Here is a 16,233-nt window from a genome sequence, read left to right as displayed (position 1 = left end):
CGTGGGGTATCTGACATACTCAAGAGTTTTGCAAGAGTGGGAGAAGGCTAAAGGCGAGACCTTGCCATCTGCTATCACCATTTTCCAAACGTTGGCGATTGTTTCTGGCAATCTTCCCGAAGAGTTGAAGTGCAGTACGGTCATCCAACCTGGAAATAGCACTGTCGAGATGTTCCGAGAGCAGTTCGGACAGCAAGACGCGAGCCGTCTCGTGATCCCAAAAAGCCGCATTCAGTTCGCCGTTCCCGAAAAGCGAATAGCGATGCAGGTTGCACGAGCCAACGGTGCCCCATTCTCCATCAACAAGCATGAGTTTTGCGTGAATCCAGACCGGGTTCCGCTTGCCATCGGAGCTTTGTCCTGCAAGGCCCGCTAAGGTGAAATTGTCGAAGGTGGCAAGATTCGCCAATATTTCAGGGATGGTTTCTTCTGCTGGCACCACTGCGACCATTTCCACCCCACGCAGCAACGCCTGGTGCAAGCACTCGATGATTTCCGGAACGACGATAGACTGATTCTCGATATAAATGGAGCGGCGGGCCGCACGTATCGCCGCACAATACTGATCGAAATTCGAGTGTTCGCCAGTTTCAATTTGGTAAACGACTCCCAAAGGCGTGGCATGTCCGTTGGAATATCGACCACCATGGATCGTTCGTTGAATTTGAACGATGGCGTTTCCTTTTCGGTCGGGGACGTTTGTCGGAAACGGGAGATCGGATTCGCTGCCTTCGCCCCATCGACCATCGGCCAGATGTCGCTCACTTGCCTCATTCCAGCGCTGGGCGAAGTTGTGGTGGATGTCAACCGCTGAAGGTCCCGCCAGTTCTACATACACATCATGGTTGTGCCCTTTCCCATGATGGCCGGGAGCAACCACGGAATGGGGGTTGAGATTAATTCCTCCAAGAAACACGGTCTCCGTTTCAGTCCCTGCATCAATCAACCAACTTTTCTGATGCTGACAGTATCCAGGCTGGGCTCGATCCCAGCGGATGAGAATAGACGAAGCGCTTGTTCGAAGCTTATCAAACTGTTCGGGTGCCCCCCAGAACGCATTCGTTTTCCAGGCTTCCGTTTCAGGGTCAGGACGCCAGAAGATGATGCGAACATCGACACCCCTTTCGGCTGCGCGATTCAGGACGTCGAGCGGTGTGCCTCTTCCGTCTGGCATCTGACACGCTGCCCACAGGAACGTGACCGTTGCCCAAACGCTGTGCGAGGCCGCTTCAATCGCCTCGCAAACGCGGCGGAATGCAGGCTCCCCGTCGATGAGCGGTCGAATGACGTTGCCGGAACGGATGGGGTATGACGCTGTGGAAGCGTGAGGGATGGCGAAATCGCTCGCATTCAAATCTCTTCTCACTCGCTCTCACCTCCAATCACATCCCAGTCCAAATCACTGCCGGTGCAATCATCGGTCTCTCTGCCTCTCACGAGCGATAGATGAAGCGTTCTCAATAGCCAATCAACCTGGGATGAAAAACGCAATTCACAACTCGCATATGGAGTATACCAGATGGAGAGCGCTTTTCCCACGTACATCTGTACCAGTGCTCGTGCTTCGTGCTGATTGCTCACTCGTCGCCCTAAAACCTACTCGCTCGTCATGCTTATTACCAACTGTCGCCGAAGGCACTGCGGTAAAAGAAGGGCAGAAGCCTTTCTTTTACCGCAGTGGCACAACCGCTATTGCAGCCGTTCTTATGGACGGCAAGCACCGCCGTTTCCAGTATTCATAGCTCTTGGTTTTCTGCTCACTTTGCGCTGACCACAGATGTCAAACATCATACGGCGGTCTGCCCCTCTCCTGGCGGGTTAATCGGCGAGCCTTGGTGGTATAGAGAGGTGCTACGAACGTGAAAATTCCCCGCATACACCGAGGCAAGAGCTTCAGGTGCTGATAGTCGATTCCTCCAAAGGGAGGCTGAGGATCGTACTGAATCAACCACTGCACCGTATGCGCCGTTTCCTCGTTCCTCAGCCGAGACACCAGATAGAGTGCCATATCGACGCCCGCCGAGACCCCGGCAGCACTCACAATATTGCCATTGACCGTCCAGCGTTTCTGAACGTATCGCGCCCCCAGATCCTTGAGGTAGCGCGGAAAAGACCAATGCGTGGTTACCTCACGCCCCTCTAGGAGTCCCACCGCTGCCAGCAATAGCGCCCCCGTGCAGACCGAGATGATCCATTGGGCATGTTGTGCCGCACTCCGGATATACTGGCGGATGGCTGGATTGCTCATCGCCTGCAAGGTTGGTGTAGTACCGCCCGGGACGAAGAAGACATCGGGATGAGGCAGGTCGGCAAAGGTACAGTTGGGCACCATCCGCACTCCGATATCAGTCATGACTGGACCCGCTTGCTCGGCAACCACGATGAGTCGAAACTCCGGGGCGATTCGGTGCAATGCGGAGAACACCTGCAATGGGCCAACCAGATCAAAGACGGTCAGGCCTGGATAGAGGAGAAAGGCAATATCCTGGACAGTGTCCTGTCTGTCTGGACGCCGATTCATCAGCGGTGTGAGTATGGCTCGCTGCTGATCGAAGCTGGTCCAGTCGAGCCTGCCGAAAGGTGGGTGCGGATCATACTCGATCATCAGTTGCCCGAACTGCGCGGTTGCCTGGTTCGTGAGTTGCGCGCCCAAATGTAGAGCCATATCAACTGCCCCTGAGGCTCCGGCTGTCGTCGTGAACTTGCCATCTGTGACCGTGTTAGAGGTCTCTGTTGCCTGATAGCGGACGTTATAGGCCTGCAAGCGATCCGCATAGGCCCAATGCGTCGTGGCTAGGCGTCCTTCGAGCAGTCCGGCGGCGGCCAGCAACAGCGAACCAGTACTCGTCGCAGCTACCCAGGAGGCACACTCTCCGGCACCCCGCACATAGGAGATCAGGTTCGTATCCTCCAATGCCAAAAGCGTGTCTGCTCCTCCACCAATCACGACCAGTGCGTCTGGACGTGCAACGTCTGCGAAGGTCTTCTGGGGAAGAATTGACAGAGGGGTATCCGTGGGAATCTCTTCGATCCGCTCTCCCACTACCACCAACTCATAGTCAACCCCCAGTTTCAGGGGTGATCCCTCCTGTGCCAGGATTATGCCCAGCAAGGTACGGCTGCCCACGAATTCTAGCAGGGATATGCCCGGATAGACTACGAAGGCAAGCGTTTTCTTCGTCATCTGGTTCTTTCTTCCTTTCGTTTTGCATGAGCCAACGAAACTCCGAGCGTATCGCTCACCTGATCTCACTCACTGCATGCTTTCGTCTCGCACCTACATCGTTGTAGCCTTTATACGAGCATGAAGCACTATGCCCACTACCGTCAGCACCACTGCGCTCATCAATAGCACGAACGCATTCAACGTGTCAGCATCAGGCGCGATGAGCGGTTGCGCCCGTAGCGCTTGCCATACGAGCAATCCCACCACTCCCAGATACCCTACACTCGCCGTCCAGACCAGCGCCACCCGGTGACTATCGCTCAACACCTTTGAGCGGCGCAAAAACAGCCACCAGAAGAGTGGTAACACCTGCAACGCATGCAATCCAACAAAGTGAGGAATACGCAAATCTCCGCCCTCCGTACTCCATCCAACAAACGGCAAGCCTGGCCCCCCATCGGTAACACCAATACTATGAGCACCAATGGCTACAAGACGTCCTTCAGTTCGCGATAGCTCCAATTGCTGCGGAGTCGGTCCCCTTGTCATCAAAAACGCCACCGCCATGCCCACCAGGGTAATGACCATACTCAGCCGCAGTGTCCAGGTAAAAGCGGGATCTGACTGACGCTGGAGCAACAGCAGAACGGCAGCGACTATACCCATGACAAATACCAGCGCGATAAAACCCGCCATAATCAGGAAAAGGGTTCTATCCAGTGGCGTGCTATTATTGAAATGGCTGGTTGTCCCCCGTATAACCTGCCCAACAATAATCACGATCTCAACCGTCAGAAAGACCCCGGTCGCATTCGCCACCATGCGTACCAACCGTGTATGACCTTGAATAAAACTGAGCAACCACAGGAGTGTGAAGCTATAGATACTGATTGAGAGGGCAAATTTGGCTGGTTTTACCCATGCTGGCATTCCTGTGATAATCCTGTGATCAAAGACAATGCCTCCTAACGCTGCCAGCAGTACCAGTACATTCGCTGCTCCTACCAGGATCAAGAGTGGATAAAGCGCGAAACTCTCTTTGACGAAATGAAGCAAGCGAAATCGCGTTGTCTCACCGCGTGACTGAGAAGATGTTGTATCAAACACTGCGTATTTCTCCTTGTACTACTCTAGATTCATCGTTCCATTGGTGCTTGAGAGACTTTCTCTGACTGCTCGTTGGCATCAATGATGCTGGACACCGCGCTAGGACTGCGGGGATGGTGTGAATGTCGGTGGCTGACCAATGCTACAGTAGTGTAGACTTGCCAGTTGCCATGCTTCTTGTTGTTGGACAAAGACCAGGGTTGTGCGTAACTGAGCCTTTACATTCTGTCCACGAACGAGTGAGTTCTGGACGTGGCGACCAGTCAGGATAGCTACCCCACTGTACAGGTGGACCTGAACCTCATCCAGGTCCAACGTCTCGTACTTCAGCTCACCAGACTGATGCCGCCCAAGCCACTGTTGCTTGTGTAAGAGAAAACCGAGTGGTCCTATTCCGACGAAGTCATCGGTGAGGGTTTTCTCAATAAAGGCTGTGTCTCCGCGCAACTCAGCGGCTGTCCAGGTGACTGCCAGGCCTATAATCTCTTGTTCCGTTTGCTGTCTGTTCATGAAATAACTCATTTCTTTCTCGCTTGAATACTGTTGCTCCGATGAGGTCTATTCCTCTCGCAGAGAATCGATAGTTCCGCTACTGCCTCAAAGGCGATAGTGGCCCCAGTTGTTGCCGATGAGCTCTGTCTTAATGTGCATAGTAATGCCGCTCGTCTGAACGTGCCTATGTATGGTCGTCCTGAAAGAAACAGAGTGGGCTTTCTGTGTTCATAGTTCTGCAATGGCTGGAATGACCTCACGGCCAATAATCTCTAGAGGCTTGATCTGGTAGACATGTGGGACTGCTCCCAGGACCGTCTCAATGCCCATGGCGGACAGGTCTTGCAATTGCTTGATCAGTTCACCAACCCTGGAACCATCCTCGCCCACGTCGAAGGCAAACGCGCAGGTCTTCTCAATCGCATGGTAATCTCGACCTTCGGCCTCACAATGCTGGCGCAGGGCCTCCAACTTTTTGGGAATATCCGGGCCGGGACGTAGATTACAGGCATTGGCATACCGCGCAACCAGGCGTAAGGTCTTCTGCTCTCCACTGCCTGCAATCAGGATTGGCGGGTGAGGCCGGCTGAGACTCTGCGGCAGGTTGAGCGGGCGCCCAATATGATAGTGCTTCCCCTCGTATGGGCGTTCGTCTCCACACTCCCCCTGCCACATACGCAGGCAGATCTGGAGCATCTCCTCTAGCCGCTCGTAGCGCTCTTTGACGGGAGGAAAGGGAAGCCCGGACGCGCGAGCCTCCTCTTCGTAATCGCCTGCTCCAATACCCAACCAGGCTCTCCCGCCGGAAAGCACATCCAATGTTGTAACCGCCTTTGCCAGCAAGACCGGTTGCCAGTATGGAGATGCTGTCGCCAGAGCGAGCAACTTCATCTGGCTGGTGTACGCACAAAGGTAGGCCAGGGTCGGATAGGCAGCGGGCATTTCTCGCTCTGGCCCGCTCAGATGATGGCTTTGCCACACATGATCTGGCACGCTGATGTACTCAAATCCGCTGGCCTCTGCGGTCCGGGCGATCTGGGCCAGCGTGGAACCAATCTGGTGTGCTTCTACTGGCCAGTGAAAATCATAGAGATGTAGTCCTAGTTTCATGGCCTCCTCCTCTTTCCTTAGAAGTAGATTTCCTGCTGATTTCTTCTGTCTCAATCCTCAAGCCACTGCTGAATGACCTCTTTGCCAGGATGAATATTGATCATCTTGAGCGGACCCTTCCCTGAATTGATGAACTTGTGGGAAACGTGAGCTGGCCCGATCACAACATGCTCTGCCTCTACCTCTATAGAGGTATCACCAAGGATAAACGTTGCCTGACCTTCCTGCACGACAAAGATCTCTTCATAGGGATGAACGTGCAGGCGAGGACCCTGTCCGGGTTGAGCCTGCACCCAGAAAAATGAGATGGGAACGTCTCCATACGCATTTCCCTGAAATAGGTGTCCTGGACCCAGTTGCTCTCTGGATATGACGTAATCCATGTGTTTCTCCTCTTTACGCAGTAGAAGGTGTGACGTGATTGCCGTTCTGAGTATATCTTCAACCAGGAGGAGTTAGCATCACCCAAAAAGGATGATTGTTACGGAATAATCCAGGGGAGAGTCGCGAGGGCATAAAATTGATGGGGGAGAGTCGCAAAAAATGGGTTAGTCACACATACAGCAAGATAAAGACGACTTCCTCGCTAGTCTCACTAGAGCATCGGTCGAGAAATCAAGCGGCGTCTTGAAGATCAGTTTGAACCGATTGGGAACGAGCCAGGACATGCAAATTGTAGACGACAGCGCAACGGTGTAGATCGAAGAGATTCTTGCGCAGTCCACGATAGCGGGCGCGTCGCCCTTGCCATCGATCGACATGGGCCAGGGTATGCTCGACAGCTACTCGTTTGCACAGCTTGATACGTCCTTGCACAGTCTATTGGCGCTCGCGTAACTCGATGAACAAAGCCTCATCAGGATGGATGCTCACACTCCGACCTTTGGCACTGGTGGTGCATAGTTCTTTTAAGGGGCATTGCGCGCAGGTTTCTTCTTCGGGGAAATGAACCACGCCACCGGGCACAAAGGGCATCTCCTGTGCATTGGGACACCGAATTATCTGCCGTTCCCAATCCAAGGTAAAGGTCTGCTTGGCAAAGCGTTTGCTCTCACGCACCGGCCAGGCTTTGAAATACACCTCCAGATCGTTGTTTCGCTCCCGCACCAAATGGCTGCTTAAATAGGCCCGGTCGATGTGCAGTTCCTTTAAACGGACTTCTTGCTGCTCCAGATCTTCGCTGATGGCTTTCGTTACGCTGGCTTCAGGAATATTGGCTGGTGTAATTCCCACCGCGCGGATGAGATTCGTGTCCAGATTATACAGCACATGGCGTTTGTACCCATCCACCAAAACGCTGCGACTTTTGCGTCCATGACGTATCTCGGAGTCTTCAACGCTGATGCGCCGTTTTTTTGCCACCCCTTTGATCAGACTCGTTTTTCCTTTCTCATCCACTTGCACATCTTTTGCTTTCACCTGGCGAGCAATCGAGAGAGACGGCTGAGCCAAGAGCGCATCTTCCTGTTGCAAGGTCTGCACCCAGGTCTCCGCTGCTTGCAACGCATTCAGGACCAAGGTGAGTGCCTCATCTTTCTCAATTTGTCGGTCCCAATCGCGATCCAACGCCGCTTTCAGGCTGCTCCCACACACCAACTCGGCCTCCGAATCGTGCGCCACTTCCGCCAATTCCCTCCCCTGCCGGTTAGCCACCACGCGCATCACCTTTCTGAGTGCATGACCTACCAAATTATAGGTATCTTCCACTCGTCCAGCTCCCCACAAGGGACTGCTATCGAGCGCTGCCCATAAAGCTCGTGGCCCAAATGCCTGAGATTGACGAGCAATCTCAACGGTGCGTTCAATGAGCCGTCGGTCCATTTGCCCCTCAATCAATCGATGGCGAAAGGCCACAAGCGTTCCTTTGCTGAAAGGCGCCTCCTGTGCATCTAAGCAGTCCAGGACCAACTGCCAACGTCAATCCATGACAGTGGCTTCAATGACCTCATCATCCGAGACGCCTGTATATGCCTCCAAGATGAGCGCCAGCGCTAGCATTGCTGGGGCAACTGGTGGGTGTCCTCGCTTGGCATCCCGATACAGATGTGCCAATTCGTGCTGAAAGGCTTCATTAAATAGTTCATGTCGAAACTTTCGCAAAAACACAAACAACCTGGCCTTCCGAATTCTCTTGACAATCCACTCTTCTTGCGTGGATAACTCGACTGATGGCTGCCAAAGCGATGGTTGCATCTTTCTCTTCCCGCCTTTCGACATTTTTCTTGAGCTAACCATCTCCCATGTGCTCTGTCAATCTCATCCAGGCTCTCTTCTGGAGACACGAGACATCTGTTTCACTACACTCAACGCTCGGATGAGGATCTTTGCAAGGCTTTTGCGGTAGCTCTCGGCAGATAAAGATAGGCGCTTTCGCCTTGGTTCATGCGCACCTCCACAAAGTCTCCGCTCAGAAAATCTTTGGCGAACAGCGTAAGGTGAGCGGAAAAGGTTTCTGGCACCTGCGAAGCCGCCGGTGCCAGATGCCAGGTAAAGTGCTCGTTCCTGAAGTCGAAAGCAATGCTGATGCCTGGCTTCTCTTCGTCGTTCGTACACCACACCTGCTGCGGGTTCCATTCACCACGTGTCAGCTGAGCCAAGTCCCTGATCGCGCCCTCGTAGTAATCACTGCCATTTCTTGAGGCCAGCAGGCTGTTCTCGGTCCAGAGGGAGCGGACCATGACATGACCTGGCAACCACGCTTCGAGCAATGACGGGCTGCTTGCGCCGCAGATCTGCCGAGCAAATGGCACATCCACGAGCCACCCTAGGCGTTGCACTTCCGCAAAGACGTGCATCAACAGTGGATGATCGAGTTCTGGCTCCTCGTTCAGCATCGCTAGAAATGCCACTTCCGTGGCGATCTCCTTAGGCAGGTAAAGGTGACAGGCACATTGATCGCTTGTGGGGAGATTCACGAAAACTCCAGGTAAATGTTGTTGCGCAAGTGCTCCGATTCGTTCATAGAATTCGCAACTCACCCAATCTGACTCCTGTTGAAATGTCCAGCTGATATGCTGATCGTAAAAATCAAAGGCCACGTTTGCCTGCAAGCCGTCCCAGTCCGCCTGGGCGTTCTGGAGGGGCCATTCTCCATCTGTTGCCTCGGCAAACTCGTTAAGCAGCCTGATCAGGTCATCTTCCTCGTAAAGATATTCCGCATCGTAATAGAGAAATCGGCGCAGGTCGGAATGCTCTGAATACAAGAGCGAGCCTACTTCGGAAATGAGAGACGTGTCTTCCTCCGGCCCTTGTATCTCCTCTTCCGTTACCTCTGTGAGCAGATTGGCGTTGCTTAGAAGCTCAAGGACCCGATGAACAATCTGGGATGGCATTACGCGCACTCCTTTTTCTTTCCCTTTTCCAGGGAGACACGGCAAAAGCGGCAACCATGCCCTTTTATCTTATCGTCTGGGAACAGGCGGTTGTGAGTGCTATGCCTGAAAGTCTTATGCCAGGAGCTTCACCATATTCTATTCTACGTTCAGGGGAAGGCTTGGAGGGCTAAAACAAGTTTCTTGAAGAGTGGACAAGTATCCCTTTCCGTTGACATCTGTTGCTCTTGCGTTCGTCCCTCGTTTCTGCTAGAATTGCTCCTCGTACGGTGAGTGACACCGGAATGTACGCCTGTGGAGATCCTGTAAGACCTGGTAGATCCAGGCAGGTTGTTCGTTGAAGCAGGAACCGAACGCCAGATAGGGCTTGTCCCTCTTTGGGTCAGTTTCGGATAACGGTTCTGATCGATCCATTTTCAATTACTTGACTGGCGCTCTAGCACGAGTAAGAACGGTCTCGATCGTCACGGATCATTTTCGTTCTTGGATGGTTTGGCCCCAGGCGTTGTTCACAGATGGCCTGTGCTCGTTGATACAGTGGCTCAGCTTGCTTGCCCTTGCCTTGATCCCGATACATAGATGCCAGATCGTGGAGCGTGAAAGCAGTATGTGGGTGGTCGGGTCCCAACTGCTGTTCGAAAATGGCCAATGTTTGTTGATACAATGCTTCTGCTTGTTGGTACTTGCCTTGATCCCGATACGCATTTGCCAGGCCGCCAAGCGTTTCAGCGACCCCGGGTGCGTTGGTCCCAGATGTTGCTCACGAATGCGTCGTGCCTGTTGGTACAATGACAAGGCCTGCTCGTACTTCTCTTGATCTCGATAGACGTTCGCAAGATTGTTGAGCGTAAGAGCGGTATCTGGATGCTCAGACCCCAATTGCTGTTCGCGAATGCGTAATACCTGTGAGTATAATTGCTCTGCCTGTTGATCTTTTCCTTGCTCTCTGTACGTGGCCGCAAGATTGTTGAGTGTAAGAGCGGTATCTGGATGCTCAGGCCCCAATTGCTGTTCGCGAATGCGTAATGCCCGTACATACAAGACTTCAGCGGCATCATATCTTCCCTGGGACCAGTACAAGTTTGCCAGATTGATGAGGGTAGTAGCGATTTCGAGATGAGTTGGTCCAAGCTGTTGTTCTTCAATACCTAATATTTGTTGGTACAGTGGTTCCGCTGCATCATACTTCCCCTGGGCCCAGTAGAGGAGTGCCAGATTATTGAGCGTTTGAGCTGTCTCGAGATGGTTGGGGCCAAAATGGAGTTCCTTCAACCTGAGGGCTCGGTGGAGTAGCGACTCGGCGTCTGCATACTTTCCTTGTCTCCAAAACAGTTGTGCCCGTCTTTGCAGACGCGGAATCAGGACGGTCTGATCGAGATCGTGTTGCTGCTCTCCCAGCGTCATGGCTTGCTCAAGCAGCGGTTCAGCCTCTTGATAGCGCCCACGTGCCATCAGATATCCCCCAGCCTTGAAGAAGAGTTCAGCGGCCTCAGCGAGAGTGCTGCTAGAAGGCTCGATGAGCGAGAAGCAGGCCAGCGCCTGTGCCAGCAGTCGCTCACATTGTGCCCAGGTCTCAAATGTTCCATCGGGAAAGGCAGCGTTGACCAGACGCACGATACACTCGCTCCACAGCCGCCTCTGGTCTGGCTCCATCTGGTCAGCGAGCACGGCTTGCACCAGCCGATGCAGCGAGAGCGTCTTGGTCTCCGGCGAACGGGTGACCAGCGAGGCGCTGCGCAAGGCGGCCAGGGCGAGATCAAACTGGTAGGGGTTAGCCACCAGAGCCTCCAGGGCTGGTCCCAGCGGCGATGCTCCCGCACGGAAGAGTTCCTCGGGGATGGCTTCGGGATGCAAGAGGGCGCACAACTGTAGCAGTTCACCTGCGGCTGGATGCTGCCGACCGATGTGATAGACCGAGAGGCGCAAGGTGGTACTCACCGAAGCAGGGTGAGTTCCCGCATGCCCGCCCCGCCGAGCTAAGATCTGCTTGCGTTGGCGACGATAGCGCTCCAGGTAGTCAGCGACCCGACAGCCCGTTTCTTCGATGTAGGCTCCGGCCTGGTCTATGGCCAGAGGCAACCCTTCTAGCAGCGTGACCAGCTCGCTGGCCCCAACGGTGGCAGAGGTCTCCAACGGCACCGCTTCTGAAGGTGCTGTGCCGCTTCGGAGGCTGGCACGAGCCAACAACAAGGAGACCGCCTCCTGTGGGCTCATAGGGGGGAGTTCCATCGCTTCGGCGAGCAGCCCGAGGGCCTGCTGACGAGTGGTCAGCAGCAGAGCGCCCTGGTGTCGGGATGGCAAGATCGTCTCCAGCCGATCGAAATCCTCCACATTATCAGCGATGAGCAACCAGTCTTTCTCAGTGGCCAGCCAGCGCTGCACGGCCCCAACGACCTGGGCTTGCTCGGCGACCTGACGTTCGGGCAGTTGCACCTGCTCAGCAATAGACTGCACGCTTCTCATCAGACTCTCGGCAGTTTCGGCGGCCAGCCAGAAGACGGCACGATACTGCCAGGCGTGGCGGTGGGCATACTCGATGGCGACCTGGGTTTTGCCAATGCCTCCCAGTCCACAGAGGGCCACGGCTGGCGGTGGCGCAGATGATGGGTGAGCCGTAAGCTTATGATTCAGGGTCTGCAAGATCTCCTCGCGCCCGGTGAAGAAGGGGTGGCGTGGATAGGGAACGGTCCATAGCAGTGGGGAAGGTGCAGACGGCTGGATTTCAAGCTCCTTCAAGAACTCCTCAAGACTCAGGCCGAAAAAGCTGCTGAGCTGCTGTTGGGCAAAGGAGCGAGGGATCGCCAGATCTTGTTCCCAGCGGGTGATGGTTCGGCGGGAACCCCCCAGGGCTTCCGCCAGTTCCTCCTGGGTCAATCGTCGTCGCTGTCTCTCCTCACGCAAGCGTTGCCCAAAACTCATAGGCTAGTCCTGCCTTTCCTCACGCTGCCTTATCCCCTTGTATGCATCGTACTCATAGAGGTATCCGCACATCACAAACAGTTTCTCTTGAGTCAGAGGAGTATCTTAACAATTCAATATATATCGATGTAGAAAAGTATTCTACCATAAAACGAACAAAATGGGAAGTGGGAGATCCCAAAGAACAGGGCCTTCCTACGCAAGTTGTTTGTCTTTGCAGGGGCTATGAGACTCGCCTTACATCATCATGGCCGTCTCGAAGAGACATCGCCTTTCCAATGCTTCTTGCGTCCACCCGCTTCGGCCCCTTACCCTCTTGAGCGCCGTAGGCGCGAAAGTACGCTTGACAAGGGATCCCCTTAGAACAGGAAGGGAAGGAGTTGGGGTGAACCCCTTTTCGTACGCCAATACGCGACCAGGGGCTGAAACGGTCGCTGTCGGGGAAGTCAACAACGCTATAGCCATGATAGGGACCGTTTTCAGGTAGCAGATCCCCAAAGTCAGAGGCGTAACGCCTATCAATCTCTGCACGCGTGAAACTTACTCTATCATTAATGTTGAGCTTCAGGGTGGAGTAACTCCGTTGCTCATGCATATCCCACCTCTCGCTTTGATCTTCTTTGGAAATGTAGGCGTCGTCCTCGTTCGCATAGAGGATAGAGGAGTGCCTACTTCCCGTGCTCTGCAGCAATCTTGCATTTGCTCAAGCTTGCCCTGGCCCACCTCCGACTCCCCCCACTGTCGTATTCACAACGCTCCACCGCCACTGCCAGAACAACGGCTGAGTAATGGTTTCGAATGATATTACGCATGCTGGTAATTGACCTGAATGTTCGACGCAAATTAAGCGTAGGCAAGTCCGGTGTCGAACTTTCGGGTCAAAAAACTTTGCGCTCAATGTTCGACACCATTTCTACATCTTAGAGTATTTTACAATAACAGCGTGTTTTTTATCAGAAAAGGTGTGGAACAAATTTCCATTTGTTCCCTGGCATCTTCCACCTCTGGAGCGGCATGAGCCACAGAGCTTCCGGCTGGATCGAACCTTGAAGGCCAAATTCGATCATTGGAGTGCATTCCGTCGAACATTCAGGTCAATTACCACATGCCAACTGATAACAGTTTTGGTAAATGACTTGAAATGTGGTCACGTTTTGCCCTCAAACCGGCACTTTTGCCCTGAATGGTAAGCAGCATAATCACTGATTCCCTGAGGAATCGCCTCAGAGCTGGATGCAGTGCTATCGTTTTTGTCAATTTAGGTAGTTCATATGCCGCCGCAGACGAACAACTCTGTGCTTTGAGCCACTTGCTTGTGTTACACTAAAAGGCGATACTGTCTCTAAGGACAGAGGCGCGTTTTTGTCTTGCAAGAACCAAAGACACAAGGAGTGAAACTCATGGTCAATCAGGAACATGCTGCTATTCTCAAACAGGGAGTCGGTGCATGGAATACCTGGAGAGAGCAGAATCCATCAATTCTCCCAGACCTCACTGGAGCCAACCTCGAAGGAGCCCACCTCAGTTTCGCCAACCTTAGTGAAGCCGACCTCGAAGGAGCCATGCTCACCGGAGCCAACCTCTCCTATGCCAACCTCTACGGAGCCAACCTCACACAAGCCGACCTCGAAGGAGCCATGCTCACCGGAGCCGATCTCTATTATGCCGACCTCGAAGGAGCCAACCTCACTGGAGCCAACCTCACACAAGCCGACCTCGAAGGAGCCATGCTCACCGGAGCCAACCTCTTCGATGCCAACTTCGCTGAAGCCGACCTCACAGAAACCAATTTCCAAGGAGCCAACACGACAAAACCCCTAGACCTCTAAGGGAGGTTCGAAGGATGTTCTTCTCAGGCATCCCTCCTCCTGCCGACGCCAACCGATCGTTGCTCTGTGCTTCCTTCCACCAGCAGACTTTCCAACATCCCTATTCTCCCGATGAGACACGTCTTGCTCCTTTCAGCCGTATCGTGAATTTACAGTTGTCAGACATCATGATCCGCTTCTGAAGCCATATACTCAGATGATGGATCACGACTGCTCACCATTCGGATCTGGTCCACTCTTGGTGATTCAGCTCGCTTGCTTGGGGCTCGAACTGGACAAAGGGGTTGTGCCAGTATAGAATACGGCGTGGAAGACGCTGCTCTTTCGAGAACACTTCTTAAGAGGAGGCCCTATGCCCGATGCAACTGCTCACCAGTTGATCCTTACCTATGTTCAAGGGTGGATAACAGCAGATCGAGAACAAATTTTGAGCACGCTCGATCCCGACTGCGTGATCATTGAATCCTACGGACCAACCTACAGAGGCAGTGACATGATCGCTCGATGGATTGATTCCTGGTTTGCTCCAGGGAACGTTGTCACGCGATGGGACATCGCTTCCTTCTTTGCCACGGATAAAACCTGTTTCTTTGAATGGAACTTTGAATGTCGGCATGAGGGTGGCCCGGGCGGATTTGAGGGAGCATCCCTGGCACAGGTGAGCCAAGGGAAAATCATTCATCTTCGAGAATATGCCATGACGGCACCCCGGTACGAGTGGAAGGGGTGATCTCCGGCTTCGCGCGTTACAGCGCATGGAGCACTCGCTGGCGTAATAAAGGAAATTCAGCTCTCCCGAACATCATCCGCTTGATCAGCTTGAGCTTATTGACTTTCCCTTCGACCAAACCATTTAAACGAACTGTCAACTACACCTAATAACACGAATGGTGAGCATTCCTTTACCATCACCCATCCCTTTCATCCTCTCAGTGGTCATAGCTTCCCTCTGCTCTCGCAGAGCCGCGCCTGGGGAGAAGAGCGCGTCTTCTTTACAGATCCGCAGACACATCAGGTCCGCTCTCTCCCTCTGGCCTGGACCAGTCTCGCCCCTCCTGATCCCTTTCTGGTTGTTGCCGCAGGGCGAACCATGCTTCGTTTTGAAGACATAGGACCCCTCAACCAGCTACTCAAGACTCACCAGAAGGAGGATCACTAAGATGACCCAGCAGGTCAGCGCTCATCATCTCAGTCGCCTGGCATATCTGTATGTGCGGCAAAGTACACTTCAACAAGTGCTCGAAAATACCGAAAGCACTGCTCGCCAATATGCGCTCCGCGAACGGGCGCTGGCGCTTGGCTGGAGCCAGGAGCGTATTGTCGTGATTGATCAAGATCTGGGTCATTCGGGAGCCTCAACTGCTGATCGTTTAGGCTTCCAGCGCCTAGTGGCTGAAGTTGGCCTTGGACAGGTTGGGTTGGTCTTGGGGCTGGAGGTTTCTCGGCTGGCACGCAACTCCAGCGACTGGCATCAGCTCCTGGAAATTTGTGCGCTTACCCGCACCTTGATCCTGGACGAAGAAGGGCTCTATGATCCAGCGGCTTTCAACGACCGGCTTTTGCTTGGCCTGAAAGGCACCATGAGTGAGGCTGAGCTTTTTATCCTGCGTGCTCGACTGCAAGGCGGTATCCTCAACAAAGCGCGTCGGGGAGCCCTCAAATTGACCTTACCCATCGGATTTGTCTACACCGAAACGGATGTGGTGGTGCTTGATCCCGATCTCCAAGTGCAGGCCAGCATTCGCGAGGTCTTTCGCAGTTTTGCGCACACTGGCTCGGCCTTTACGACCGTCCGCCACTTTCGTCAACAGCATTTGCTCTTCCCGCGTCGCTTGCGTCGGGGAGCGCATCAAGGAGAACTGGTCTGGGCAGAGATCGAGCATCATGATGTGTTGCGGCTCCTGCATCATCCAGCGTATGCGGGAGCCTATGTCTACGGGCGTTCACGTACGACGAAGACGGCTGATGGCAAGCTCCACATTCAGGATGTTCCCCGCGCCAACTGGGTAGCCCTTGTGCGTGAGGCTCATGTTGGGTATATTAGTTGGGAAGACTTTGAGAGAGAACGCGTCACAGCTTGCTTTGAACAGCCAAGCGTATGCTCCCAAGCGTTTTTCCCCACCACGAGAGGGACCTGCGCTCTTGCAGGGTTTGATCCTCTGTGGCTGCTGCGGCGAACGGATGACGGTGCGCTCTCACCAGCGCAGAGGGCAGCGTATCATCCCAGATTATCTGTGCCAGAGCCGAAGCATTGCCCAGGGGAATACTCCCTGTCAAC

General features: G+C 53.8%; 14 protein-coding genes and 4 pseudogenes. 6 read left to right on the top strand and 12 right to left on the bottom strand.

Annotation, left to right across the window (positions count from 1 at the left end; genetic code table 11):
• Positions 1–19 precede the first annotated feature (19 nt).
• From K3T82_RS43575 to K3T82_RS43530, 12 genes and pseudogenes are all read right to left on the bottom strand, one after another.
• Entirely contained in the window at positions 20–1,192 is a 1,173-nt protein-coding gene (locus K3T82_RS43575; protein ID WP_236031923.1) for a phospholipase D-like domain-containing protein, read from the bottom strand.
• Positions 1,138–1,350, bottom strand: a complete 213-nt coding sequence (locus K3T82_RS48755; protein WP_236031929.1) for a hypothetical protein — start codon at positions 1,348–1,350, stop codon at positions 1,138–1,140. The genes K3T82_RS43575 and K3T82_RS48755 overlap by 55 nt, the downstream gene beginning before the upstream one ends.
• 430 nt (positions 1,351–1,780) lie before the next feature.
• Positions 1,781–3,184, bottom strand: coding sequence for a DJ-1/PfpI family protein (locus tag K3T82_RS43570; protein ID WP_220199713.1), 1,404 nt, complete (start codon positions 3,182–3,184; stop codon positions 1,781–1,783).
• A gap of 93 nt (positions 3,185–3,277) precedes the next feature.
• Positions 3,278–4,273 (bottom strand): hypothetical protein, encoded by a 996-nt coding sequence (locus K3T82_RS43565; protein WP_220199712.1) that lies wholly within the window; start codon positions 4,271–4,273, stop codon positions 3,278–3,280.
• 99 nt (positions 4,274–4,372) lie between these two features.
• On the bottom strand, positions 4,373–4,783 hold the full coding sequence (locus K3T82_RS43560; RefSeq protein WP_220199711.1) for a nuclear transport factor 2 family protein: 411 nt from the start codon (positions 4,781–4,783) through the stop codon (positions 4,373–4,375).
• 210 nt (positions 4,784–4,993) lie between these two features.
• Complete coding sequence (locus K3T82_RS43555; protein ID WP_220199710.1) at positions 4,994–5,875, bottom strand: LLM class F420-dependent oxidoreductase; 882 nt, start codon at positions 5,873–5,875, stop codon at positions 4,994–4,996.
• Positions 5,876–5,925: 50 nt separating this feature from the next.
• Positions 5,926–6,258, bottom strand: coding sequence for a cupin domain-containing protein (locus K3T82_RS43550; protein ID WP_220199709.1), 333 nt, complete (start codon positions 6,256–6,258; stop codon positions 5,926–5,928).
• 232 nt (positions 6,259–6,490) lie between these two features.
• Positions 6,491–8,068 (bottom strand): annotated as a pseudogene (locus K3T82_RS43545) (IS1182 family transposase).
• A 110-nt stretch (positions 8,069–8,178) separates the two neighbouring features.
• Positions 8,179–9,207, bottom strand: coding sequence for a hypothetical protein (locus tag K3T82_RS43540; protein WP_220199708.1), 1,029 nt, complete (start codon positions 9,205–9,207; stop codon positions 8,179–8,181).
• A gap of 436 nt (positions 9,208–9,643) precedes the next feature.
• Positions 9,644–9,919 carry a tetratricopeptide repeat protein gene (locus tag K3T82_RS48750; RefSeq protein ID WP_236031922.1) on the bottom strand — a complete coding sequence of 92 codons (276 nt, stop codon included), beginning with the start codon at positions 9,917–9,919 and terminating at the stop codon, positions 9,644–9,646.
• 26 nt (positions 9,920–9,945) lie between these two features.
• Positions 9,946–12,126 (bottom strand): annotated as a pseudogene (fxsT, locus tag K3T82_RS43535) (FxSxx-COOH system tetratricopeptide repeat protein); the annotation flags it as partial.
• A 223-nt stretch (positions 12,127–12,349) separates the two neighbouring features.
• Positions 12,350–12,721: a hypothetical protein gene (locus K3T82_RS43530; RefSeq protein WP_220199706.1), complete on the bottom strand. Its 372-nt coding sequence runs from the start codon at positions 12,719–12,721 to the stop codon at positions 12,350–12,352.
• An 805-nt stretch (positions 12,722–13,526) separates the two neighbouring features.
• On the opposite strand from K3T82_RS43530, the gene K3T82_RS43525 reads away from it, so the two are divergent.
• The 6 genes and pseudogenes from K3T82_RS43525 to K3T82_RS50700 all read left to right on the top strand — a co-directional run.
• Positions 13,527–13,955: a pentapeptide repeat-containing protein gene (locus K3T82_RS43525; protein WP_220199705.1), complete on the top strand. Its 429-nt coding sequence runs from the start codon at positions 13,527–13,529 to the stop codon at positions 13,953–13,955.
• 14 nt (positions 13,956–13,969) lie between these two features.
• Positions 13,970–14,137, top strand: a complete 168-nt coding sequence (locus K3T82_RS43520; protein ID WP_220199704.1) for a hypothetical protein — start codon at positions 13,970–13,972, stop codon at positions 14,135–14,137.
• A gap of 170 nt (positions 14,138–14,307) precedes the next feature.
• Positions 14,308–14,685, top strand: a complete 378-nt coding sequence (locus K3T82_RS43515) for a nuclear transport factor 2 family protein (RefSeq protein ID WP_220199703.1) — start codon at positions 14,308–14,310, stop codon at positions 14,683–14,685.
• Between the two features lie 132 nt (positions 14,686–14,817).
• Positions 14,818–15,114, top strand: coding sequence for a DUF5372 family protein (locus tag K3T82_RS50705; protein WP_220198350.1), 297 nt, complete (start codon positions 14,818–14,820; stop codon positions 15,112–15,114).
• 1 nt (position 15,115) lies between these two features.
• Positions 15,116–15,958, top strand: a pseudogene (locus K3T82_RS43505) (recombinase family protein); the annotation flags it as partial.
• Between the two features lie 25 nt (positions 15,959–15,983).
• Positions 15,984–16,217 (top strand): annotated as a pseudogene (locus K3T82_RS50700) (recombinase zinc ribbon domain-containing protein); the annotation flags it as partial.
• Between the last annotated feature and the right edge of the window lie 16 nt (positions 16,218–16,233).

The organism is Ktedonospora formicarum (genome assembly GCF_016587355.1).
Classification (GTDB): domain Bacteria; phylum Chloroflexota; class Ktedonobacteria; order Ktedonobacterales; family Ktedonobacteraceae; genus Ktedonobacter; species Ktedonobacter formicarum.
Note: the sequence above shows the minus strand (reverse complement) of the source record. Positions and strands in the feature narration are given on the sequence as shown.

What these genes read in the sequence shown, in the direction of transcription:
- K3T82_RS48755 (WP_236031929.1), bottom strand. Translation starts at nt 1,350, where the DNA reads ATGCGAGCGATTTCGCCATCCCTCACGCTTCCACAGCGTCATACCCCA.
- K3T82_RS43570 (WP_220199713.1), bottom strand. Translation starts at nt 3,184, where the DNA reads ATGACGAAGAAAACGCTTGCCTTCGTAGTCTATCCGGGCATATCCCTG.
- K3T82_RS43560 (WP_220199711.1), bottom strand. Translation starts at nt 4,783, where the DNA reads ATGAACAGACAGCAAACGGAACAAGAGATTATAGGCCTGGCAGTCACC.
- K3T82_RS43555 (WP_220199710.1), bottom strand. Translation starts at nt 5,875, where the DNA reads ATGAAACTAGGACTACATCTCTATGATTTTCACTGGCCAGTAGAAGCA.
- K3T82_RS43550 (WP_220199709.1), bottom strand. Translation starts at nt 6,258, where the DNA reads ATGGATTACGTCATATCCAGAGAGCAACTGGGTCCAGGACACCTATTT.
- K3T82_RS43540 (WP_220199708.1), bottom strand. Translation starts at nt 9,207, where the DNA reads ATGCCATCCCAGATTGTTCATCGGGTCCTTGAGCTTCTAAGCAACGCC.
- K3T82_RS43530 (WP_220199706.1), bottom strand. Translation starts at nt 12,721, where the DNA reads ATGCATGAGCAACGGAGTTACTCCACCCTGAAGCTCAACATTAATGAT.
- K3T82_RS43525 (WP_220199705.1), top strand. Translation starts at nt 13,527, where the DNA reads ATGGTCAATCAGGAACATGCTGCTATTCTCAAACAGGGAGTCGGTGCA.
- K3T82_RS43520 (WP_220199704.1), top strand. Translation starts at nt 13,970, where the DNA reads ATGTTCTTCTCAGGCATCCCTCCTCCTGCCGACGCCAACCGATCGTTG.
- K3T82_RS43515 (WP_220199703.1), top strand. Translation starts at nt 14,308, where the DNA reads ATGCCCGATGCAACTGCTCACCAGTTGATCCTTACCTATGTTCAAGGG.